Source organism: Rathayibacter sp. VKM Ac-2762 (assembly GCF_009866585.1).
Lineage (GTDB): Bacteria > Actinomycetota > Actinomycetes > Actinomycetales > Microbacteriaceae > Rathayibacter.
Map to the genome: position 1 here is coordinate 998,194 of NZ_CP047419.1, position 23,315 is coordinate 1,021,508.

Below are 23,315 nucleotides of genomic sequence, written 5' to 3' on the forward strand. Positions count from 1 at the left end.
TCATGCGTCCAGACTGCCACGGCTGGTCCGGATCGTCGTCCCCGGAGGGAGTCAGAGGAGCAGGGCGCCGAGGCCCGCGGCGGCGAGGACGACGATCCACGGGGGCACGGTCCAGCGCGTCAGCGCCACGAAGGCGCCGATCGCGAGCGCCAGAGCGCCGGTCGAGCCGATGCCCTCGGTCAGCACCGGGTCGTAGAGGGCGCCGCCGAGCAGTCCCACCACGCCGGCGTTCACGCCGGCCAGCGCCCTCTGCGCGACCGGCAGGTGCCGCAGCCGCTGCCAGAACGGGAGCACGCCGACCACGAGCAGAGCGCCCGGCAGGAAGATCGCGACCAGCGCGATCGCCGCCCCCGCGACACCGTCCGGCGTCCCCGCGCCCACCGCGCCGAGGAACGCGGAGAAGGTGAAGAGCGGGCCCGGCACCGCCTGCGCCGCGCCGTAGCCGGCCAGGAACTCGCTCTGCCCGACCGCGCCGGCGCCGACCGTCTGCGCCTCCAGCAGAGGCAGCACGACGTGGCCGCCCCCGAACACCAGAGCGCCCGCGCGGTAGAAGACGGAGGCGAGACCCGCCGCTCCCTCGTCGGTGAGAGCGGCGAGCAGGGGGAGGCCGGCCAGGAGGAGCCCCCAGAGGGCGAGGGCCGAGACCGCGAGCGCCGTCGGGATCCGGACCGCGAAGCCCGGGCCCTCGTCCGGAGCCGCCTCCTCACGGCGGAGCCACAGGACGCCGGCCAGGCCCGCCGCCGCGATCACCGCCACTTGCAGCGCGGGCTCCGGGGCGAGGAGCACGGCGACGGCCGCCGCACCGGCGATCGTCGCGCGTCGGCGGTCCGGTGCGAGCGAGCGCGCCATCCCGAGCACGGCCTGTGCGACGACCGCGGCCGCCGCCGCCTGGAGGCCCAGGAGCCAGCCGGCGGAGGCGACGTCGCCCGCACCGGCGACGAGTCCGGCGACGAGGACCAGCGCGATCGCCGAGGGGAGCGTGAATCCGCACCACGCGGCGACCAGTCCGGCGATCCCCGCGCGCTGCAGGCCGACCGCCATCCCGACCTGGCTGGACGCGGGTCCGGGGAGGAACTGGCACAGCGCGACGAGGTCGGCGTACGCGCGATCGGTCAGCCAGCCGCGGCGCACCACGAACTCCTCGCGGAAGTAGCCGAGGTGCGCGATCGGCCCGCCGAACGAGGTCAGCCCGAGGCGGAGGAACACGAGGAGCACGGGGAGGGCGCCGCCCCGCTGCAGCCGACCCGTCTCCGACACGGGGGCATCCTGCCAGACGGCGGTGTCCGGCACGCGTCGTGTCACCGGAAAAGGGACGATAAGCGGCCGGATAAGCGATTCCTGGTGCGTTCTCTTCCGGTTGATAAAGCGGTGGGTAGAAATACTGAACCCTTTCTCATCCCCTCTGTTAGCCTGATCCGGCTTCCCTTTCCTTCTCGAGGAGAAGGTGATCCGCATCAGCAGCGCGAGCACTGCCGCTCGTTCACTGAACGCCTTCTCCTCCTCTTTCGATCGGTGTACCCGGAACGGTGACGATCGGAAAGGCTCTCTCTTCCGTGACTCCTCAGGACACTGCCGTCGGCGACTCCGCCGACTCCTCCCGCACCGGCTCCCGATCGGGCGTCAAGGCCCTCTCCGCTCTCTCCCGCCGCACGATCCTCGCCGGATCCGTCGCCGGCGCGGGCGCGATCGCGTTCGCGACGCCGGCCCTCGCGGCCGGCGACCTCACCGCTGTGCCCCGACTGCCCGGCGAGGTCTCGCGCCTGTCCACCGCCACGTCGAAGACGGGCGGGAAGCGCTACGAGATCATCGACGTCGTCGTCGCGGGGGACCGGGCGCGCCTGTTCGTGCCGCACGCGACGCCTCCGTCGCAGACCAGGGGCGCATCGATGCTCTGGTACTACCACGCCCGCAACGGCACCCACACGGCGCTCTCGAGCGCGTTCGCCTACTCCGCCGACCTCGCCGTGGACCGCGGCATCGTCAGCATCTGCCCGACCTACGGCGGCAGCATCTGGTCGAGCCCGCGGGCGATCGAGATCCAGGCCGCTGTCGCCGCCTGGGCCTCGTCGGTGTGGCGGATCGACGCGAGCCTCCTGCGCTCCGACTCCGGAGGCGGGCCGCTCCTGGCCTGGGCCTACGGGAAGCGGATGGTGCCGAACATCCGGGGCGCGTACCTCTGCAGCAGCTCCTACGACATGGAGGAGCGCGCGGCGAGCGAGCCGGACAAGATCGGCCCCGAGTACGCGGATGCGGCGGCGATCGCCGCCACCAATCCGGCGCGGCTGCCCGCGTCGGTGTGGCGCGGCGCCCGGCTGAGGATCACCGGATCTCCCGACGACAAGGTCGTGCCCTTCGCCCTGCACGGCGCCGCCCTCCACGCCGCGGCTCTGCCCCTGGCGAAGGAGGCGACGGTGCGCACCCACCCGGGGGAGGGCACCGACGGCCACAAGGTCCCGAGCTTCACCAACAAGGAGATGCTCGACACCTTCCAGCGCTGGATCGCCGAGGGCCCCGTGCCGCAGACGGAGCCCGAGCCCGAGACGCCGCCCGTGTCCACGCTGCCCGGCGCGGGCACCTACGAGAACGGCGCCGCGCAGATCGTCACCACCGGCACCTGGACGACGCTGAAGGCCACCGCGGACAGCGGGGGGAGCATCGCCTACTCGACCAGCTCCGGCGCCTCCGCGACGCTCGCCTTCACCGGCACGAGCATCGCCTGGATCAGCCGACTCACGTCGTCCTCCGGGATCAACGACGTCGAGCTCGACGGCGTGAAGGTCGCGTCCGTCGACCGCTACAGCGCGTCCACCCGCTCGAAGCAGACGGTGTGGAGCAGCGGACAGCTCGCGGCCGGGCCGCACACGCTGACGATCCGCCGGGGGAGCAGCCGCAATCCGGCCTCGACCGGCAGCAACCTGCTGCTCGACTCCTTCGTGGTCGGCGACGCGACGCCTCCGCCGGCGACGACCCTGCCCGGAGCGGGCACCTACGAGAACGGCGCCGCCCCGATCGTCACGACCGGCACCTGGTCGACGCTGAAGGCGAGCACGGACAGCGGCGGCAGCATCGCCTACTCGACCACCGCGGGCGCCTCCGCCACCCTCGCCTTCACCGGTACCAGTGTGAGCTGGATCAGCCGCCTCACCGGCTCGTCCGGCATCAACGACGTCGAGCTCGACGGAGTCAAGGTCGCGTCCGTCGACCGCTACAGCGCCGCGACGCGGTCGAAGCAGACGGTCTGGAGCAGCGGACAGCTCGCGGCCGGGCCGCACACGGTGACCATCCGCCGCGGAAGCGGCCGCAATCCCTCCTCGAGCGGCACCAACCTGATCCTCGACGCGTTCGTGGTCGGCGACGCCGCTCCGGTCCCCATGGTCACCGTGCCCACGCCGATCGCGGAGTGGTCCTTCGCCGAGAGCGCCGCCCCCTTCGCCTCGGCCGTCGCGGGCGCTCCGGCGCTCCGGCAGGGTGCGGGCTCCTCCGCCCGCGCCGTCGCCACGCCGTTCGGCACCGGAGTCGCCCTCAACGGGACGACGGACCACCTGGTCGTCCCCAAGGGCGAGGTCGGCCCGCTCAACCTGGGCGCCTCGACCGGCCAGGTGACGATCGCGGTGTGGGTGCTCAACTCCGACGCGGACGGCGCCTGCATCGCGGGCGTCTGGGAGGAGTCGACGGTCGGGCCGCTGCGCTCCTACGCGCTGTTCAACAACCTCCCCGAGTACGGCGGCTGGGAGCGCGTGTGCATGCACGTCTCGAAGCTCGGCGGGCCGACGCCCGGCTACCCGTACTCGCGCGACTACTCGGTGGAGCCCCGCCGGATCACGCGCGGCGTGTGGCAGCTGCACGTCGGGACGTACGACGGCGCAGTCGCGGTCTCGTACCTCGACGGCGCCGCCACCGCGTACCCGGTGTACACCGACAAGCTCGGCGCGACCTACGCCAAGAACCCCTACGTCTACCCCGACGGCCTCAACGCGGCTCCGGGCGACTTCGTGGTCGGAGCGGTCGGCCGGGACGGCACGATGATCAACCGCTTCGCCGGCTCCCTCGCCCGACTGCGGGTGTGGGACCGGGCGCTGACCGCGGAGCAGGTGAAGCAGCTCTACTCGGCCGAGAAGGGCGCTCTCGGGTGACGACCCGAGGGCGGTGACACGAGTCCGAGAAGCGGATGATCCGCTTCTCGGACAAGGCCGTGTGAGCAATAGCCGGTGTCCCTCTTTCGAGGATGATTTTATCGGCTGAATTCGGATCTGCGGGCGGCCGCTCCACTGCTGCTCCGCCGTTCTCCGCCGCCTGTGTCCGCTGCGCGGGATTCCGCACTCACGCGGACGTGCGCTTCCGGAGGGGCGGATCGGGAATCCATCGGCCGGCGGCCGCGCAGCCCTGTCCCGGATCTCGGAGTGCGGCCCCGCGCCAGATGCGCACCGGCGCGACCACCTCCCAGCCGAGGGTGAGGTAGAGGGCGCGGCCGTCCGTGCTGGCGACGAGGAGACCGTTCCGTGCGCCCTCGGACCGGGCCCAGGCGGTGAGGGCGTCGACGACCCGCCGTCCCAGCCCGCGTCGGCGGAACCGCGCATCGGTCTCGATCCGGTCCAGGACCGCGACCGTCCCGTGCACGGCGGCGGTGCCCTGAGCGGCGACGACTCCGTCGACCAGCAGCCGGACGCTCGCCACTCCGTCGGCGGCCTCGAGCACGGCTCCCTCGAGCAGGGCACCCTCGGCGGTGCGGCCCGGGCCGAGGAGCGCCGCCATCAGGCTCTCGTCGCCCGCGACGAGCTCCAGCCCGGCGGCGGGCGCGAGGCGGGCGTCGTCGCCCAGGCCGATGACCGTCAGCCACTCCCGGGGCCCGGCCACCCGCTCGGCGCCCGCCTGCAGCGCGGAGGGCGACGGATCGACCAGGATCCGCTCCCGCGTGCGCGACTCCGCTCCGACATCGACCAGCCATGCCCCGTCCTCGCGGACGCGCTGCACGCCGCGTGCCCGGCACCAGCCCTCGACCCAGTCGTCCACCCGCTCCGTCGTCGTGATCACGCCCCGAGAGTAGCCGCGACCGGACGGGCGCGATCGTGGAAGCGGGTTCTCCCGGCGGTGGCCGTCGATCCCCAGCAGGACCGCCCTCGCCCGGATCGCACCCCGCGCACCGCGATCCGCCGGGTCCTCCCGTTGTCAACCTCAGTGCCACGGCGCCGTCCCCGGCCCTACCGTCGGCGCGAGACATCCGCTGCACCGCCGGGACCCTGACGGCCGTGCCGAGAGTGAGGGGCCGATCCGATGCCCAGGCAGGACGGCGACCCGCGGAGCACCACCCGAGTGCTGCGCGAGCTGGTCGCCGCGTTCGAGGATCCGAGGGCCGTGCACCCGGCGCTGGCCCGGCAGGTGCGGAGCGCCGCCCGCGAGCTGCTCGGCGCGTCGGAGCGGGAACCGCTGCGCCTGCGCGTGCGGATGCCGACCCTGATGGTCCCGCGCTCGGTCGTGGACGAGGTGCCCGATCCACCCCCGGTGCCGCCCGCCGCGCTCTGACCCGACGGCGCTCGTACACTCGGACGATGCGACACGGCATCGTCATCCTCCCGCAGGACCCGTGGGCCGAGGCCCGCCGGAAGTGGCAGTCGGCCGAGGGCCTGGGCTTCGACCACGCGTGGACCTACGACCACCTCTCCTGGCGCTCCCTCGCCGACCAGCCGTGGCACGCGACCGTCCCCACCCTCACCGCTGCCGCGATGGTGACCGAGACGCTCCGCCTGGGCACGTTCGTGGCCTCCCCGAACTTCCGCCACCCGGTGCCGTTCGCGAAGGAGATCGCGACGCTGGACGAGATCTCGGGCGGTCGGACGATCCTCGGGGTCGGCTCGGGCGGCACGGGCTTCGACGCGCGCGTGCTCGGGCAGCCCGACTACTCGCCCCGGCAGCGGCACGAGCGCTTCACCGAGTTCGTCACGGCCCTCGACGCGCTGCTGCGCTTCGAGGAGCCCGGCTCGAGCGGCGTGGACCTCGAGGGGGAGTGGTTCACCGCCCGCTCGGCGCGGATGGTGGGCGAGCCCGTGCAGCACCCCCGCGTCCCGTTCGTCCTCGCCGCGAACGGGCCGAAGGGCCTCGCGCTCGTCGCCGAGCGCGGGCAGGGCTGGGTCACCACCGGCCCGGAGGGAGTGTCGAGCGAGGAGTGGTGGCGGGCGGTCGCGTCCCTCTCCCGGCGGCTCGACGCGGCGCTCGAGGCGGCCGGGCGCGACCCGCGCACCGTCGAGCGCCACCTCTCGCTCGACTCCGGGAGCGACTACTCCCTCGAGAGCGTCGCCCGGTTCGAGGACATGGCCGGCCGGGCGGAGGAGCTCGGCTTCACGGACGTGATCGCGCACTGGCCGCGGCGCGACGGCGTCTACGCGGGCGACGACGAGGTCCTCTACGAGGTCGCCTCGCGATTCTGACAGGGCCTCGGGGGCTCCGGAGCGGTCCTCAGACCGCGCGGGCGCTCCCGCGGTCGACGAGACGCGCGGGCAGGAGGCGGATCGACGGCTCCTCGCCGCGGGACGGCTGCTCGATCCGCTCGACGAGCGTGTCGACCAAGTGCGCGCCAAGCTCGGCGGCACCCGTCTCGACGTAGCTGTAGGGGAGCGAGAAGTCGCGGGCGAACTCGGCCGAGTACAGGCTCACGATGGACAGCTGCCCGGGCACAGCGACAGCGCGTCGGCCCAGGATCGCGGGAAGCATCGCGATGGTCCGGTCGCTGTGGACGACCAGCGCCGTGAGACCGGGGTTGTCGTCGAGGAACGCCGTGACCATCGGCTCGACGGCGTCGGCAGCGGTGGCGGCCGGGCGCAGCACCAGCTCGATCCCGAGCCGACCGGCGGTCTCGAGAGCCGACTCGCGGAACCGGAGCCCATAGGTGCCCCCGCGGTCGAAGACGCGCTCAGGAGGAGTGATGAGACCGATGCTCCGATGCCCGAGGGCGCCCAGGTGCTCGATCAGAAGGCGGGCCGCGTCGCCGAAATCGAGGTCGAAGACGTCCACCCCGGAGGCGTCCGCGGGCACGCCGAGGGCGGCACCGGGCCGCCGCGAGGCGCGCAGAACGGGCAGCCGGTCGTCGTCGTCCGCGACGCTCAGGAGGATCAGTCCGTCGACCTGCCCGGAGCCCGTGAGCCGGCGGACGGCAGCCGCCCCGTCGGCCTCGGTGGCCAGCAGCACGTCGTAGCCGAGCTCGCGGGCGCGGGCCGTGATGGGGAGCACGTACTCGACCATCGCGGGCGCGAACTCGTCCGGGTCGAAGTGGACGAGCAGTCCCAGCGCCATGGTGCGGCGCGTCGCGAGCGCCCGTGCTCCGGCGTTGACGGTGAAGTCGAGCTCGGCGATCGCGTCCTCGATGCGCTTGCGCGTCTCGGGGGAGATGCTGCGCTTGCCGGAGAGGACGTACGACACCGTGCTGCGAGAGACCCCTGCCGCTTTCGCGACGTCTCCGATCGTGGCCATCTCCACCCCCGCTCGAACCGTGTCGAGAGTGGCAGTGCGGCGCGGCGCATGCAACTCGGGCGCCGCGTCCCCGGCCCGAGGACCGGACGCTGCGACTCCGGCGCTCTGCTCGTCCACGGCGCGCTCGTCCACGTCCGGTCCCGACGACACGCCGACGCGGCCGGGCGCACGAGGTGCCCGGCCGCGTAGAGGGCGTTCTGGACGGATCAGCCGCAGCGCGCCGCACCGTAGGCCGGTGCCGTGGATCCGCTCGCGGCAGCGCCGTCGACCGTCCCCGCGATCCGCACGTCGAGAGCGCCGGCTCCGACGCTCGCAGCGCGGGTGCTGAAGGCGGCCGAGACCGTCTTGCCGGGAGCGACCCCGGTGAAGGTCTTCGTGCCCCAGGCCGAGCCGATCGTGATGTCAGCGGCGACCGCGCTGGTGTTGGTCGCCGTCCCCGTGATCGTGACCTTCCCCGCGGTGCAGCGCGAGGCCGCCGTGCCGGTCACCGTCAGGCTCGTGGTCCGCCCGACGAAGGGCGTGACCGAGATCCTGTCGATGTTGGGCGCGTACTGCGAGGTGAGCAGGACGCCGGGGAAGGTGTCGGAGAGGTAGGTCGTCCCGTCGAACCCCGGGAGCTCCTTCGAGGTGATCGCGATGGTGTTCGAGCCCTTCCTGAGCGTGACCGGCACGCTCAGGTCCCACAGCTGGTTCTGGTGGAACGTGTGCGGGAAGAGCACGCGCTGCGTCACTCCGTTGACCGTGATGTCCGCGTGGCGGGCGAGCGGGTCGGGGTTGTAGTGCGTCGCGGGGGACTGCTCCTCGTTGGAGTAGCGCAGCGTGAGCGCGTAGGTCCCGTCCTGCTCGGCCTTCACGTCGCCGAAGGTCAGGGTCGAGTCGCCGTCGCGTCCGCCGCCGATGTTCCCGACGGCCTTGCCGCCCGACGCGAAGGACAGGTCGCGGACCGTGGCGGGGCCGGTGATCGTGGCCGCCTCCGCCTCGTAGCTCGTCGTCGCGGGCGGGTTCGCGCTCGCTCCGACGACGATCCGATCGACGAGGAGCGTGCCGCTCGTGCCGACGACCTCGATCTTGTTCACGCCGCCCGAGAGGAAGACCTGGCGGGTCGAGCTCGCGCCCACCGGCCCGACCTTCACGTCGTTGACGTAGAGGTCGCCGGTGCCGCCGCCCAGGGTGTCCACCGTCACGGAGGACGGCGCGTCCTTCGCGGAGTAGCCCCAGACGGTGGTGGAGGCGCCGCTGGTGAGCGTCGCCGTGCCCGAGCCGGAGACGCCGGCGCGGGAGTAGTCGGCCGTCGCTCCGTTCTCGAGCGTGCCGGTCTCGGCCTCGTGGATCGAGGTCGCGGCGGCCGCGCTGGGGAGGGAGAGCTCGATCTTGTCGACGATCGCGTCGCCCACGGTCGACTTCGTGCCGGCGAGGTTCTTCGCGGCGAGCGAGATCGTGTGGGTGCCGGCGGTCAGCTTCACCTTCGTGTCCGCGTGGTCCCAGACCACGAACTTGTAGGCCAGCGGAAGGAGGATCTCCTGCTCCGCAGCGCCGTCGACGCTCAGGAACGCGTTGATCGGACCCTGCTGGGCGTTGGCGGCGTAGGTGTTGAGGGAGTTGGCGAAGACGCTGAGGTCGTACTCGCCGTCCTTCGGGACGGTGACCGCGAAGTCGAGCTTCAGGTCGCCGCCGGTGCGGATCCCGCCGACGTTGCGTCCGCCCGAGGTGTAGAAGCCGCCGACGTTGGTCGGCGAGCCCTCGGGTCCGTTGAGATTCCGCGATCCGGTGTAGCGGGCGTCCTCGGCCTCGTACTTCTGGCGGAAGTCGACGGGCGAGGCGGACGGCGACGACGCGTTGGCGCCCGGGGTCAGGACGACCTCGTAGGCGGAGTCGACGTCGAGTGCGGGGAGGGATCCGCCGAAGTCGAGCGAGAGGGCGCCGTCCACGACGGACGCGTCGAACTCCTTCACCGTCTGCGGGGCTCCCGAGTCGCCGACCTGGCCGGTCCAGCGGATCTCGCTGACCTCCACGTGGACCTCCGAGCCGAAGGTGGCGGCCGGGATGCGCTCGAACGCGACCTTCTGCGAGCCGCCGACGCCTCCGAAGAGGGCTCTCGCCTGCTTGGCCGCGGTGTCGAGGGTCGCGACGCCCTGGAGGGTGTAGCTCTGGCCGGGCTTGGGCGGCGTGACCGCGACGGTGTCGCCGGTCATCGATGCGTAGGCGTTGAGGAGCCACCACTGGCCGTTGGCGCGGTTGGCCTGCACCGCGGAGTCGGAGAGGTTGCCGTCGATGTTCCAGTAGGCGATGTCGCCGTCGACCTTCTTGTCCTCGAGCGCGCTGATCCACTGGACCATCTGGCCGGGCACGGAGGTGTGGTAGTTGAAGGCGTACTCGTTGAGGTTCACCGGCAGGTGCTTCCCGGCGTAGGACGTGCCCGCGTACAGCTCGTCCTCCCAGGCCCGGAAGCGGTCGACGTTGGTGCGGATCTCACCCGGGGCGCTCAGCTCGTGCCAGGTCATCACGTCGGGGACGGTGTCCTGCTCGAGCGTGTGGGTCATGAATCCGCGGACCTGGTCGTAGAGGACGCTGGTGTTCGGTCCGGCGATGCGGGCGTCGGGCATCCTGTCGCGGATCAGCGCGTAGGTGCTGTCCCAGGCCGCGAAGAACGCGGTCGGGTCCTCCAGCCAGCTCTTCCCGTCGTAGCTCCACTTCCCGTTGCCGAACATGTTGCCCTCGGGCTCGTTGAACGGCACGAACACGATGTTGTCCTGGTACTCCTCGGGGAGCGCGAGCACCTGGTCGACCTGCGTGGCGATCTTCGCCTGGTAGTCGGCCAGCTTCTCCTGGGGAGTGCTGCCCGGCCACTCGTAGGGGAAGCCGCGGTAGATGTCCGTCATGTAGATGTAGGTGTCGCCGTCCGAGGTGTCGGCGACGGCCTTCGCGACGCTGAGCGCGTCGGCGCCCGGATGCTGCGGCCCGTCCTGCGCCTTGGTCGAGACCGTGCGCAGGTCGATCCCCTCGAGGAGGTTGTCGGAGGGGAGGCCCTCGCCGTAGACCCCGTAGAGGGTGCCGGACGCGCCGCCCATGAACTCGCCGGTGCTCGTGCCGAGGTCGATGGTCATCTCGTCGAGGGCGCGCACCGTGACGGTCGCCGTGACCGCGGTGCCGAGGCCGGTGACGGTGCCCTTCACGGTGAAGGTGCCGCGCTTCGCGTACGCGGAGGCGGGGACGCTCTCCCAGGTGACCGGGGCGTCGCGGTTCACGCCGTCGGAGTAGGTGGCGGGGACCCCCGGCAGGGCCGGCGCGACGCCGATGCCGGTGGTGACCGCGACGCTCGTCGAGAGAACGCCGGTGACGGCCGGCGCGGCGTCGCCCGCCAGACCCCGGACCTGAGCGGCGGTCAGAGCCCGGTCGTAGACGCGGAAGTCGTCGATCGCTCCGTCGAAGTAGGGGTGCACGTTCCAGAGCGCCCGGCCGATGTTGCCGCTCTTGGAGGCGGAGGCGGAGTAGAGCTGCTTCGCGAGATCGACGGAGGCGGGAGCCGTCGCGACCTGCAGACCGTTGAGGTACAGGGTCACGGTCGTGCCGTCCATCGTCGCGGTGACGTTGACCCACTGGTCCTTCTGCAGCGGCGAGGAGCTGGAGACCCCGGTCTCACCGCCGTCCTTCAGCTGCTTGATGATCGCGCGGGCGCTGCCGCCGTCGAACGACGGAGCGAAGGCCGACGCGGCGTCGGGGCTGATGCCCAGGCACCACAGCCACTGGAAGCCTCCGGTGCCGGACCACTTCGTCCAGGCGGAGACGGTGGTCTGCGTCACGCCCTGGAAGAGCCCGTTCGGCACGGTCAGGTACGGCGCGGAGGTCGAGTCCGCCGCGCCCCCGGGAAGGTCGATCGCGGTCGTACCGGCCTTCCGACCCGCGACGTACGTCGCTCTCGCGCTGTTGACGACGGTGCCGTCGAGCTTCTTCGGCGAGAGGTCGGCGACCGTGGATCCTGACACCTGCCCCTGCTCGAAGTCGTACTGGAGGATGAGCGCGTCGGCGGGGACGGTGGTGTCGGCCGCGGAGGCGGACTCGGCGCTCGGGAGAGCGACGGCGAGGGCGGCGAGTGTCGCGGCACTCAGCGCGAGGGCGAGGGAGCGGGTGCCGCGCCTCGGGGAGGACATCGTTGTCACGCTGGTCACTTTCTGTGGGGACAGCCGGCCGGACGACGGCGGGCGTCGGTCCGGGGTCGGAGCAACAGTGCTTCGAACCGGTTCGACAAAACTAGGTTCCCGCGCCTCCGACACGCAAGAGGACCTGAGAAGTTCCTCGTCCGGCTCGCAGGTGCCGGCGGTCGCTCGGGCTCTCGCCGGGACCCGTCAGCCCGCCGGAGCGGCCGTCGCCGCGACGCTCGACAGCGGGCGGACGGGTTCGAGAGGGGCGCGCATCGCCGGGGGAGTGCTGCTGATCGGGATGCTCGCCGGATGCACGGCGGGTCCCTCCGCTCCCGTCGACGACCGGATCATCGTCGCCGCGGAGAACGGCTACCGGCACGCAGGAGGACGTCCTGGACGCGGTCGAGGGGAGCCGCCCGGACTGGCTGAGCCCCGACGGCGTCCTCCCGCGGTGACCCGCGGGAACGCGGCGGCCTGTGCCGCGTGCGGGAGGATGAGGGCATGACGCTCCCTCGGCCGACGCTCCTCTCCCCGCCGCTCCAGGACCGGCTGGCCCGGTGGTTCGACGAGGAGGCGCCGCCGGCCCCCTCGGTGAGCTGGGCCCTGTTCGACCGCAGCGGGCTGCTCGTCCACCACGGCCGCGGGAAGCACCGCCTCGACGGCGACGCTCCCGGGCCCGGGACCGTGCACCGCATCGCCTCCATGTCGAAGAGCTTCGAGGCGGCGGCGGTGCTGATCCTGCGCGACCGCGGGCTGCTCCGCCTCGACGACCGCGTCGCCGACCACGTGCCGGAGTTCACCGACCCGCTCGACACCGCGGGCCGGCCGCTGCCCGTGACGGTCAGGATGCTCCTCAGCAACTGCTCGGGGCTCCCGGAGGACAACGGCTGGGCCGACGACGTCATGGCTCTGACGCGGGAGGAGTTCCTCGAGGTCGTCGGCCGCGGGCTGACCTTCACGGAGCGGCCGGGTGAGGTCTACCAGTACTCCAACATCGGCTTCTGGCTGCTCGGCGTGCTCGTCGAGAACGTGACCGAGGAGGACTTCCCGTCCTTCGCGACGCGGACGATCCTCGAGCCGCTCGGCCTCCACGACACCCGCTACGACAGCGGCGACTACCCCGACGGCACAGACCTGGCGGCCGGCTTCAGCACCTTCGACGACGGAGCGACCTGGGTGCCCCGCCCCGTCACCGGCACCGGAGCGGGCGCCTGCGCCGCGAGCATGTTCAGCACGGTCGGCGACATCGCCCGCTGGAGCGGCTGGCTCTCCTCCGCGTTCGAGGGCGAGGACGGCGCGGACGACGACCCGGTGCTGAGCCGCGCCTCCCGCCGCGAGATGCAGCGCGGCTGGACGCCGGTCCCCGCGCTGAGCCCTCGCGCCGTCGAGAGCACGCTCGACGGCTCCGCCTACGGGTTCGGCCTCGTCGTCGAGCACGACGTCCGCTTCGGCGGGATCGCCCACCACTCCGGCGGCCTGCCGGGCTGGTCGTCGAACATGCGCTGGCATCTGGAGTCGGGCCTGGGGGCCGTGGTCTTCGCGACCGCGAACGGGGCGAAGCTCGCCGCCGCCGCGACGGGACTCCTCCGCGCCGCCCTCGAGGACACCGCTCCTCCGGCGCGGACCATCACCCTCCTCCCGTCGACGCTCGCCGCGGCCGCCGCCGTCGAGGCCGCGATCGTCGCGGGAGACCTCACCCGGGCGGGGGAGCCGGGCAGCGGCGCCCTGTTCAGCCCCAACCTGCTGAGCGATGTGCCGGCCGACGTGCGCGCCCGCCGCCTCGCCACGGCGATCGCGGAGATCGGCGGGCTCGCCGAGGACCCGACCGCGAGGCCGCTGGTGGAGCGGCTGCTCTGGAGCGCCTCCGCGGCGCAGGCGGCCTTCCTCCTGCCGGGCCGCGACGGAGAGCTCGAGTGCCGGCTCGAGACCACGCCGACCGTCCCGGCCCTGGTCCAGCGCCTCGAGATCGTCGTGCGCGAGGCTCCGACGGCTGCCCTCCCGGTCGTGCGCTTCTACCGCCCTCGGGCCGGCTAGCGGTCGAAGACGAGGCGCGGACGCGGCGGACCTCGACGCTCCCGCATCGAGAACGGCGGGCGGCCCGCGAGGGACCGCCCGCCGTCACGCTCCCGCGGTCAGCGGATCGTCGTGCTCGCCGTGTCCGCGTTGCTGCGGATGGACGGGTCGGGCGTCTTCGTCGAGAACGCCGCCGCCAGCGCGGTCGCCGTGCCGGAGACAGCCGCCCTCACCGTGATCTTCTCCGACACGGTCCGCCCGTCCGCCAGGCCGGCCCGCTGGAACACCACGACGTTCCCGACCCTGGTGTACGAGCCTGTCGCCGAGACGAACTGCACACCCGCGGGCAGGACGACCTGCGAGAAGACCGACCCAGACGCAGCCGGACCGGCGTTCGTCGTGATGAGGGTGTAGGTGAGCGTCCTCCCCTTCACCGCCGAGGCCGGGCCGGAGAGGTCGACGCGCAGATCGGCCTTCGTCGCGACCTGCTTCGGGGAGACCGTCAGCGTGCTCGTCGCCCGAGCCGTGCCCGCCGAGTTCGCGGCCTGGATGCTGAAGGTGGTGGTCCCGGCCGTGGTCGGCGTCCCGGAGAGGCGCCCGGTCGCGTCGAGGGTGAGTCCGGCGGGCAGTGCGCCGGAGACCAGGGAGACCGACGGAGCGGGCGTGCCGCTCACCGCGTAGCGGAAGTCGTAGGCCGAGCCGACGACGCCGGCCGCGACCGTCCCGGAGAGGGTCGGCGCGACCGTCGGCGACGAGACGGTGACGGTGCTGGTGGTCTCCGCGGAGGCGGTGCCGGCGCGGGCCGCCAGCGTGAACGTGAAGGTGCCCGGCGCGGACGGAGTCCCGGTCAGGCGCCCGGCCGGAGTCAGGGTGAGGCCGGACGGGAGCGCACCGGAGGAGACGGCCACCGACGGCGCGGGGAAGCCGGAGACGGTGTAGCCGAAGTCGTAGGGGGTGCCGACGACGCCCGGCCCGGGGGTGCCGGAGATCGCCGGTGCAGCGGCGGCGGGGGAGACGACGACGGTGCTGGTGGTCTCCGCGCTCCCCGCAGCGTTTGAAGCCCGCAGGGTGAAGGTGGAGCGGCCGGCGGTCGTCGGCGTTCCGGTCAGGCCGCCACGATCATCGAGGCTCAGGCCGGCGGGGAGCGTTCCGGAGACGAGCGAGACCGTCGGCGCCGGTGTGCCCGTCACGCTGTAGTCGAAGTCGTACGGGGTGCCCACCGTCGCGGCGGGCGGGTCGCCGGCCAGGGTCGGCGCGACCGTCGTCTCCGCCACGGCGAACGTGTGCGGGGCCCCGACGGTGGCGCCGAAGGGGTTCCGCGCGGAGACGGCGAAGGTGGACGTGCCCGCGGTCGTCGGCGTGCCGGAGAGGACCCCGGACGCGCTGAGGGACAGGCCGTCGGGGAGGGAGCCGGAGGCGACCGCGAACGAGGCGGGGCGGTCGGCCGCGAAGGTGTACGAGGCGGCCGCTCCGAGCGGCCCGGACGCGGGAGGAGCATCCGCCGTCAGGACCGGACGCGGGCCCCGGGCGAGCACGTGATCGGGTCCGGCGGCGAGAGCCGTCGTGCCGGCGAGGCCGGCGGGGAACTGCAGCTGCCCGGCCGAGCTCCGGCCCCAGCCGACGATCGTGCCGTCGCCCTTCAGCGCGAGGCTGTAGTCGGACGCGGCGGCGATCGCCACGACCCCGGACAGGCCTTCCGGCACCGTGGTCTGGCCGTAGTCGACGACGACCGAGTCGGAGCTCGCGCCCCAGGCGACGACGGTGCCGTCCTCCTTCAGCGCGAGGCTGTGGGTCTCTCCCGCCGCGACGGCCACCACGCCCTCAAGCCCCGCGGGGACGTCGGTCTGCCCGTAGAGGTCCCAGCCCCAGGCGACCACCCTCCCGCCGGACACGGCGAGGCTGTGGCGCTGGCCCGCGGCGATGGCCGTGACGCCTCCGAGGCCGGCCGGGACCAGGCCCTCGCCCAGCCCGTTGCTGCCCCACGACGTGACGGTGCCGTCGTTGCCGAGCGCGAGGCTGTTGTCGCGGGAGGACGAGATCGCGACGATCCCGGTCAGCGCGGCACTCCTCGACACCTGCCCGTCGCCGTCGTAGCCCCAGGAGACCACGGTCCCGTCGCTCTTCAGCGCATGGCTGCTGTAGTCGCCGGCGGAGACCGCGACGACCCCCGTGAGACCGTCGGGGACGCTGGTCTGCCCGTACGACCCGCGGCCCCAGGCGACGACCCCGCCGTCGCCGTTCGCGGCGAGGCTGTGGGTCCGACCCGCGGCGAGGGAGAGGACGCCCCCGACCCCGGCCGGGACCGAGGTCTTCCCATCGGTGCTGCTTCCCCAGGCCGCCACCCCGAGGACCGGGACGGACGGAGCGGCGACCGCCGCGAGAGGAACGGCGGTGCCGACGAGGAGCGCGACGGCCGCGATCAGCCCGAGCAGACCCCGCCGGAGCCGCCGCGCCGCTCCTGGATCCCGCGGCTGCGACGTGCCGTCCTCGACGGCGGGCGGACGAGGGACGGTGCTGGAGCGCATGTGCTGCCTTCGATCGGGACGGCCCCCATCGGCCGTCCTCGAACCGTGGCACGGCCGTCCCGCCGCTGACAATGTCCTCTAGCGGCCCTGTCCGGAAGAGGGCGCTGCGGAGCTCCGTGGAGGGGTGCTCTCCCGGTCGCGCGGCGGGCCCGCCCCCGCGCGATCGCCGCGCCGCGGGCCCGGGATGGTCGGCGCTCCCCGAGGGACGCCGTCGCGTCCTGACCGCTCAGCGGGGGCGGAACGGGGACCCCGACCCTCCCGCGTACGGGGCGTCCGCCTGGTCGAAGTCCCAGCGGCCCGCGGTGGACGGGCGGACGACGGGCGTCTTCGTCGGGGTCGGCGTCGCGGACGGCGCCGGTGCGGCGGCCAGCCCGGCGTGCCAGCGGAAGATCGCGTCGATGCCGTCCTGGTTCACCCACGACGGCGCGTTGTGGCCGAGCGCGTGCGTCCGGACGGTCGCCTCCCTGGCCGTGGCCGTCGCCTTCTTCACGAGGGCGAGCCCGTGCAGTGCCGGCGGCACGCTCGGGTCCGGGTGGGCCGTGTCGGACACCACCGCGCGGATGTTCGCGCCGGCCCAGGCGGAGGCGGGCAGCCGCTTCGGGTTGTGGGAGTCGATCTGAGCGGTGCTGCCGCCGAAGGCACCGCCGATCGAGAAGCGGCCCCGCGTCGTGCGGTCGTGGGTGTCGCGGAGGTCGTAGACGCCGTTGACCAGGTAGACGCCGTTGATGCCGGGGAAGACCCGCGCGCCGTAGTCCTCGCAGGCGAGCGCACCGCCGGCCGACATCGCCCAGAGGTAGCTCGCGGCGATCGGGAACTGGCCGGAGAGGTAGGCGTAGCCGTTCCGCTGGTGCTTCTGCGCGATGTCGTTGGTCCAGATCGTTCCGCCGAGCGTCTGGCAGATCGCGATGGCGCCCCGCTCGACGGCGAGCTCGGCCGGGTACGCGAAGACGCTGGACAGCGAGGTGTGGTCGGCCTGCGCGGAGTGGATGAACCAGATCACCGGTACCGCCGCGGCCTGCCGCGGCTTCACCGTCTGCGGCACGAAGATCCGCGCGAGGTCGCCCGCGATCGAGACCGTGAGGACGTCGTAGAGCACGCCGCGGTTCTTCGTCCTCACGTTGATCGTGCGGGTCCTCTCCCCGGGCAGGCCGGGCACGGGGGAGGCGGAGGCGGAGGCGGCCGGGAGCGTCGCCGCGCCCAGAGCGAGAGCACCCGTGAGGGCGCCGCCGACGACGGTGCGCCGCCGGAGGCCGGGAGTTCGAGAGGGGGGTCCTGCGGAATCGTCGGGGGACACGGAAGCTCCTCGTGCAGGGACCGCGGGCCGACGAGGTCGGCGGAGCGGTCCGGGTCGGCGGGGGGTGTGCCCACAACGGTAGCCGGAGGACCGGCCGGACGACCCGTCGATGCGCGCCAGTCGCGGGACGGCGGAGGGACGACGCCGCAGGGGCGGAACGGTCGGCGGCTCGGCGACCGCATCGGCGGCGGATCGAGGCGCTCCGGAAGCGAAGGAGAGGCCCGTTCCTGATCGCCCGCCCCGCCGATTCCGACCCTTTCGCTCCGTTCGGGAGCACTTCCCCACACCGGTCCGGCCCCCCGGTGTGAAGGCTCCCAGCTTCCTCGCGCTCGCCGGCTGTCCGGAACGACCACGCCGCCCGAGCCGTCCTCCCGCCGACCCGCCCGCGGATCACTCCAGCACAGGCCCCAGCTCCGCCAGGACCTCCGCGACCCGGGCCCGCGCCCGTGCACCGAGCCCGCGGACCGGACGCGGGAGGCAGCGCGCCTCGGCGAGACCGAGCTGCTCCGCCATCGCCGCGACCACGCGGTAGCTGCCGCCGTGCTCCGCGAAGAGGTCCCAGACGGGCTGCAGGCGTGCCGATCCCGCGATCGCCGCCGCCTCGTCGCCCGACTGCGCCGCCCGGGCGATCGACAGCGCCGTCCGCGGGAAGATGCCGCCGATCACCGAGTACCAGGCGTCGCAGCCGCCGAGCAGCCCGCGCGCACCCGCGGCGTCCCCCGAGACCCCGACAGTGACCCCCTCCGGCACCCGCGCCCGGATCTCGCTGACGCGCGCCGCCGCGGCGCCCGGTCCCTCCGGCACGCCGGGGATCTTGAGGGAGGCGACCTGCGGCAGCCGGGCGACGGCCCCGTAGAGGTCGTCGGAGAAGGAGAAGCGCGTCGTCCCGGGGTTGTCGTACACGACGAGCGGCACCGAGAGCTGAGCCGTCACGTCCTCGTAGAGCCCCAGCACGTCCTCGTCCGTCAGCGGCTGGTAGCCGAGCGGCGCCAGGAGCACCGCGCTCGCCCCGGCGCTCTGCGCGTCCTCGGCGAGCGCCAGCACCTGCGAGGTGCGCAGCGCCCCGATCCCGACCACGACCGGCACCGGGCCGGCGCCGCGGACGGCGATCTCTGCTGCGCGCCGGCGCTCGCCGCGGTCCAGGTACGGAGCCGAGCCGGTCGAGCCCAGGGCGCCGATCGAGTCGACTCCCGCCCGCGCGAGCCGCTCGACGAGAGCGGCGAACGACCGCTCGTCGAGACTGTCGTCGCGGAGCGGTGTGAGGGGGAAGGCGCTGAGTCCGGTGAGCACGTCGGTCCGTTCGCTGGGGGCGGGAGGGGCCCGGCCAGTCTCCCCGGCGGCAGGGGCCCGGTCGAGGCCAGAACCGCCGGGGGCCGGGGGACCAGCCGTCACTCCGGGTCGAGCACCACTCGGGAGTGGAGTCCGAGCCGGTCGAGGAACGCCTCGTCGTGGCTGACGACGACCAGGCCGCCCCGCCAGGCGGCGAGAACGTCGACGAGGTGGTCGGTCGTGGCGAGATCGAGGTCGTTCGTCGGCTCGTCGAGCACGAGCAGCTGCGGAGCGGGCTGCGCCAGCACGAGCCCGGCGAGCGCGACGCGGAACCGCTCGCCGCCCGAGAGCGACGCGATCCTCCGATCGACCACGTCGCCGCGCACCAGGAGCCGCGCGAGGGCGTTCCGCAGCTCGACCGCAGGACGATCCGGCGCGGCCCGGGAGACGTGCTCCCGGACGGTGGCCTCCTCGTCGAGGAGTCCCTCGCGGCGCTGGGGGAGCCAGCCGACCCGCTCCGTCAGCGCTCGGGCCGTGGTGCCGGCGAGCGGATGCTCCCGCGCACCCGGCGCCCCGACGAGGTGCTCGAGCAGGGTCGTCTTCCCCGTCCCGTTCGCGCCGACCACGGCGATCCGCTCCGGCCCCTGGAGCACCGTCGTCCGGCCGCGCACCGTCACCTCCGCCAGACGGCGCCCGGCCGCGACCCCGGGGTCCGGCAGGTCGAGGCGGACCCGGTCGTCTTCCCGCACTGCCCGCGACGCTGCGTCGACCTGCTCGCGCGCCCGCGCCTCCGCGGCCCCGTGCCCGGAGCGCAGCCGTCCCGCGGTCGCCTCGGCTCGTCCTCTCCGCGCGTTCGCGAGGATCGCGGGCATCGACTCCGCCGATCGCGCCCCCGCCCGCGCCCGGCGGGCGATGGTCGTCTCGGCCTCGATGCGCTGCCGCCGCTCGGCGCGGAGAAGCCGGTCGGCGTCGCGCAGATCGCGCTCCGCGGCCGCCTGCTCGAGGGCGAGCCGCTCCTCGAACGCCGAGAACGTCCCGCCCGAGGTGCGGACCGCCCCGTCGCGCAGCTCCGCGATCTCGTCGACGTGCTCGAGCAGCTCCCGGTCGTGGCTGACGAGCACGAGCGTCCCGCGCCACCGGTCGACCAGGTCGAGCAGAAGCCCTCGGGAGCGCCGGTCGAGGTCGTTCGTCGGCTCGTCGAGCACGGCGATCGGCCCGCCGCGCAGCCGGACGCCGGTCACGGCCGAGAGGACGGCCTGCCCTCCGGAGAGGGTCGCGACCGGCCGCAGCAGGTCCGCCTCCTCCAGGTCGAGACCGGCGTCGCCGAGTGCGGCGAGCGCTCGGGCCTCGAGGTCCCAGTCGTCCGCGAGCACCTCGAAGTGCCGCGGATCCGCGTCGCCGCGGAGGATCGCGTGCAGAGCGTCCAGGCGATGCCGGATCCCGAGGAGATCGGCGACGGTGTCGTCGGGCCCTCGCCGGAGGCGCTGGGGCAGCAGGTCGACGGGTCCCGTCGTCGAGACGCTCCCGGCGGTGGGGGAGAGGCCGCCGGTGACGAGGCGGACGAGGGTCGACTTGCCGGCGCCGTTCGCTCCGACGAGACCGGTGCGCCCGCGTCCGAACGCAGCGGTGACGCGGTCGAGGACGACGGAGCCGTCGGGCCAGGCGAACGTGCAGTCGTGGAGGACGACGGCGGGCGGGGTGGTGCGGGACGAGGAGGGCACGGTGCTCCAGTGGTCGGTGTCGGCGCACGACGACCACCGGGCTCCGAGGGAGCAGGGGCTCGCCCCTGAGGGGCGGGCACGGGGGACGTCAGTGCGAGAGCAGCTGCTGCGTCGTGGACGCAGTACCGGTGCTGGAGCGCAGGAGTCCGTCTTCCGTGCGGGGGGCCCCCGTGACCGCGAGCCGCTGGATCGGCCGGTGTGGCGGCCGCACCGACGTCGCGGCTCGCGACGAGGCACCCGACGACCGTACGTGCCCGTCGATACACGCGCAACCGTGACCGACTGCTCGTCCGCGGCCTGCGTCCGTCGGCGCCGTCGCGCGGCTCGCGGCGGACGGCTCTCCCCCCACGGCGGGACGGCCGGACCGCCCTGGTATGCACGCTGCTGCCCGCCGGTCGAGGGGGTCGCCGGCGGGCCCTCCCGTCGCCGGGCCCTCACTACGCTGAGCCCATGGTGACCATTCGCGACGTCGCGGCCGATGCGGGGGTGGCCCGCAGCACGGTGTCCTACGTGCTCTCCGGCAACAAGAAGCTCCCGGAGGCGACCCGCCTGCGCGTGCTCGCGAGCGTGGAGCGGCTCGGCTACCGGCCCGACCCGATGGCGCGGGCCCTGGCGCTGCGGCGCACGAACATCCTCGGCTTCTTCGCCTCCGTCGATCCGGAGTCGCGGCAGACCGATGTCGACGTCTTCATGCGCTTCGTGCGGGCGGCGATGTACGCGGCCCGCGCCCGCGGCTTCGACCTGCTGATGATGGGCACGGGCGAGGGGGAGCTCGCGCGCGACGTCCTCGCCGATGCGCTCGTCGTGATGGACATCCGCCGGGACGACCCCCGGCTGCCGGTCCTCGCGAGCATCGGCCTGCCGACCGCGCTGGTCGGCTACCCGGGCGAGGGCAGCCCGTTCAGCGCGATCGACCTCGACTTCGACGGCGCGGCGCGGGTCGCCGTCGACCACCTCGCCGACCTCGGGCACGTCGAGATCGCGGTCCTCGGGATGGGCCCCGACGCCTACGAGAGCGGCTACGCCTTCGCCCTGCGGTTCCGCGAGGGCTTCCTCGACCAGTGCCGCCTGCGCGGCGTGCGGGGCGCCGTCATCCCCAGCACCGACGACGTCGACGACTGGTTCGAGCAGGCGCAGGAGCAGCTCCCCGGCCTGAGCGCCGTGGTCACGCACGGGCCGGGCGTGCTCGAGCCGTTCCTGCAGCGCCTCAGCGGCCTGGGCCTGCGCGTCCCGGAGGACTGCTCGATCATGACCATCGCCCCGGAGGCGGTGATGCGGCACGCCGACCAGCCGGTCACCGTGGTGGACCTGCCCGGCGACGAGATGGTCTCGCGGGCGGTCGACCTGGTGCTCGACGAGCTCGCCGGCACCGCGACTCCGGGAGTGACGGAGCTGCTGCCCGCGGTGGTCGTGGACCTCGGCACCACCGCGCCCTTCTCCCCGGGCACCAGCCGCGGCGTCGTCCCGTCGTGGCGGCGGGCGCGCGGCTGACGACGACCGGGTCGCCCGGGGCGTTCCGCGGACGATCGGTGAACCGGTTCTCCGAAATCTATTGAACCGGTTCTCCGACTCGGTTAGGCTCGCCACGACTTCCGGACGGACCGCCTCAGCGGGCGCCCCCGGAGGGTCTTCCCGGCGCGAGCGCTCCGCTCGTCCCGACCGTATTCAGAGAGGAATACCGTGAAGAACAGCATCCGACGGGCCGCAGGCGCCGCCTCCCTCGTCCTCATCGCCGGAGTCGCCCTCAGCGCGTGCAGCGCACAGGGAGCGGGCGACGACTCGTCGAAGTCGCTCACCCTCTGGGACAGCTTCACCCAGTACGACGCGTCCTCCCCCTACGGCCAGCTCCTGGCCGGCTGCGAGGCCTCGACCGGGATCACCCTCGAGCGCACCTCCGACCCCGACCTCACCACCAAGCTCCTGCAGTCGGCCGCGTCGAAGACCACGCCGAACCTGGTCGTCCTCGACAACCCCAACGTCGCGAAGTTCGCCGACACCGGCCTGCTCGTCGACAACGCCGCCTCCGGGCTCGACACGAGCGACGTCCTCCCGAACGTGCTCGCCGCCGGCCAGCTGGACGGGAAGACCTACGGCTCGTCGATCGGCTCGAACACCCTCGCGCTCTTCTACAACAAGGCGCTCTTCGAGGCCGCCGGCGTCACTCCGCCGACGACCTGGGACGAGCTGACCACCGCCGCGAAGGCCCTCACCGCGGGCGACGTCACCGGGCTCGGCTTCTCCGCGATCGGCACCGAGGAGGGCACCTTCCAGTTCCTGCCCTTCTTCTGGGGCTCCGGTGCGACCCTCGAGGACATCTCCTCCGACGACGCCGTCTCGGCGCTCGCGCTCTGGACCGACCTGGTGAAGAGCGGCTCGGCCTCGCAGGCGAACGTCAACGCCAACCAGCAGGACGTCCGCGACCAGTTCCTCGCGGGCAAGCTCGGGATGATGGTCAACGGCACCTGGCAGCTCTCCGCCCTCGACGAGGCGGGCATCGACTACGGCGTCGTGCCGATCCCGGCGAAGGACGGGGGAGCGGCACCGAGCCCGCTCGGCGGCGAGTTCGTCGAGGTGGTCGCCTCCGACGCCGCGAAGCAGACCCTCGCCACGGAGTTCGCGCAGTGCGTCATCCAGCCCGACAGCCTGAAGGCCTGGGCGGCCGGCCAGTCGTACATCATGCCGTACGCCGACGCGGCCGCCGAGCAGGCGACCGAGGACCCCGCGCTCCAGCCGTGGGTCGAGGCCATCTCGGTCGCGCAGGGACGCACCAGCGACCTCGGCGTCGCCTACCCGGACACCTCGAAGGCGCTCTGGACCGCGATCCAGGAGTCGCTGACCGGCTCGAAGACGCCGCAGGCGGCCCTCGACGACGCCGCGGCGAGCCTGAAGTAGC

The 23,315-nt window shown here is 73.5% G+C and carries 14 protein-coding genes; 6 read left to right on the forward strand and 8 right to left on the reverse strand.

Features of this window, described 5'->3' with window-relative positions; genetic code table 11:
• Positions 1-51: 51 nt before the first annotated feature.
• The gene (chrA, locus tag GTU71_RS04760) at positions 52-1,257 is read right to left on the reverse strand and encodes a chromate efflux transporter (protein ID WP_244230640.1); all 1,206 of its coding nucleotides are present in this window, start codon (positions 1,255-1,257) and stop codon (positions 52-54) included.
• Positions 1,258-1,553: 296 nt separating this feature from the next.
• Between chrA and GTU71_RS04765 the strand changes: the two genes are divergently transcribed.
• The gene (locus GTU71_RS04765; protein WP_159939402.1) at positions 1,554-4,133 is read left to right on the forward strand and encodes a LamG-like jellyroll fold domain-containing protein; all 2,580 of its coding nucleotides are present in this window, start codon (positions 1,554-1,556) and stop codon (positions 4,131-4,133) included.
• Positions 4,134-4,320: 187 nt separating this feature from the next.
• Here the strand turns inward: GTU71_RS04765 and GTU71_RS16265 are convergent, their stop codons facing one another.
• On the reverse strand, positions 4,321-5,031 hold the full coding sequence (locus tag GTU71_RS16265) for a GNAT family N-acetyltransferase (RefSeq protein ID WP_208543609.1): 711 nt from the start codon (positions 5,029-5,031) through the stop codon (positions 4,321-4,323).
• A 240-nt stretch (positions 5,032-5,271) separates the two neighbouring features.
• On the opposite strand from GTU71_RS16265, the gene GTU71_RS04775 reads away from it, so the two are divergent.
• Both GTU71_RS04775 and GTU71_RS04780 read left to right on the forward strand, forming a co-directional pair.
• Positions 5,272-5,520 (forward strand): hypothetical protein, encoded by a 249-nt coding sequence (locus GTU71_RS04775; protein ID WP_146079249.1) that lies wholly within the window; start codon positions 5,272-5,274, stop codon positions 5,518-5,520.
• A gap of 26 nt (positions 5,521-5,546) precedes the next feature.
• A complete protein-coding gene (locus GTU71_RS04780) occupies positions 5,547-6,422 on the forward strand; it encodes an LLM class flavin-dependent oxidoreductase (protein ID WP_104222066.1) in 876 nt (291 codons plus the stop codon).
• A 28-nt stretch (positions 6,423-6,450) separates the two neighbouring features.
• Here the strand turns inward: GTU71_RS04780 and GTU71_RS04785 are convergent, their stop codons facing one another.
• Both GTU71_RS04785 and GTU71_RS04790 read right to left on the reverse strand, forming a co-directional pair.
• Positions 6,451-7,461, reverse strand: a complete 1,011-nt coding sequence (locus tag GTU71_RS04785; RefSeq protein WP_159939403.1) for a LacI family DNA-binding transcriptional regulator — start codon at positions 7,459-7,461, stop codon at positions 6,451-6,453.
• A gap of 206 nt (positions 7,462-7,667) precedes the next feature.
• The gene (locus GTU71_RS04790; RefSeq protein WP_159939404.1) at positions 7,668-11,609 is read right to left on the reverse strand and encodes a LamG-like jellyroll fold domain-containing protein; all 3,942 of its coding nucleotides are present in this window, start codon (positions 11,607-11,609) and stop codon (positions 7,668-7,670) included.
• Between the two features lie 492 nt (positions 11,610-12,101).
• On the opposite strand from GTU71_RS04790, the gene GTU71_RS04795 reads away from it, so the two are divergent.
• On the forward strand, positions 12,102-13,634 hold the full coding sequence (locus tag GTU71_RS04795; RefSeq protein ID WP_159939405.1) for a serine hydrolase domain-containing protein: 1,533 nt from the start codon (positions 12,102-12,104) through the stop codon (positions 13,632-13,634).
• A 98-nt stretch (positions 13,635-13,732) separates the two neighbouring features.
• Here GTU71_RS04795 and GTU71_RS04800 read toward each other — a convergent pair whose 3' ends face one another.
• From GTU71_RS04800 to GTU71_RS04815, 4 genes are all read right to left on the reverse strand, one after another.
• A complete protein-coding gene (locus GTU71_RS04800) occupies positions 13,733-16,138 on the reverse strand; it encodes a putative Ig domain-containing protein (RefSeq protein WP_159939406.1) in 2,406 nt (801 codons plus the stop codon).
• 226 nt (positions 16,139-16,364) lie between these two features.
• Positions 16,365-17,432, reverse strand: a complete 1,068-nt coding sequence (locus GTU71_RS04805) for a hypothetical protein (RefSeq protein ID WP_159939407.1) — start codon at positions 17,430-17,432, stop codon at positions 16,365-16,367.
• A gap of 390 nt (positions 17,433-17,822) precedes the next feature.
• Positions 17,823-18,722 carry a dihydrodipicolinate synthase family protein gene (locus tag GTU71_RS04810; protein ID WP_159939408.1) on the reverse strand — a complete coding sequence of 300 codons (900 nt, stop codon included), beginning with the start codon at positions 18,720-18,722 and terminating at the stop codon, positions 17,823-17,825.
• A gap of 98 nt (positions 18,723-18,820) precedes the next feature.
• Positions 18,821-20,422, reverse strand: coding sequence for an ATP-binding cassette domain-containing protein (locus GTU71_RS04815; RefSeq protein WP_159939409.1), 1,602 nt, complete (start codon positions 20,420-20,422; stop codon positions 18,821-18,823).
• Between the two features lie 450 nt (positions 20,423-20,872).
• On the opposite strand from GTU71_RS04815, the gene GTU71_RS04820 reads away from it, so the two are divergent.
• A complete protein-coding gene (locus GTU71_RS04820; protein WP_104222050.1) occupies positions 20,873-21,913 on the forward strand; it encodes a LacI family DNA-binding transcriptional regulator in 1,041 nt (346 codons plus the stop codon).
• 189 nt (positions 21,914-22,102) lie between these two features.
• Positions 22,103-23,314 (forward strand): extracellular solute-binding protein, encoded by a 1,212-nt coding sequence (locus GTU71_RS04825; RefSeq protein ID WP_104222048.1) that lies wholly within the window; start codon positions 22,103-22,105, stop codon positions 23,312-23,314.
• The last annotated feature ends 1 nt before the right edge of the window (position 23,315 follow it).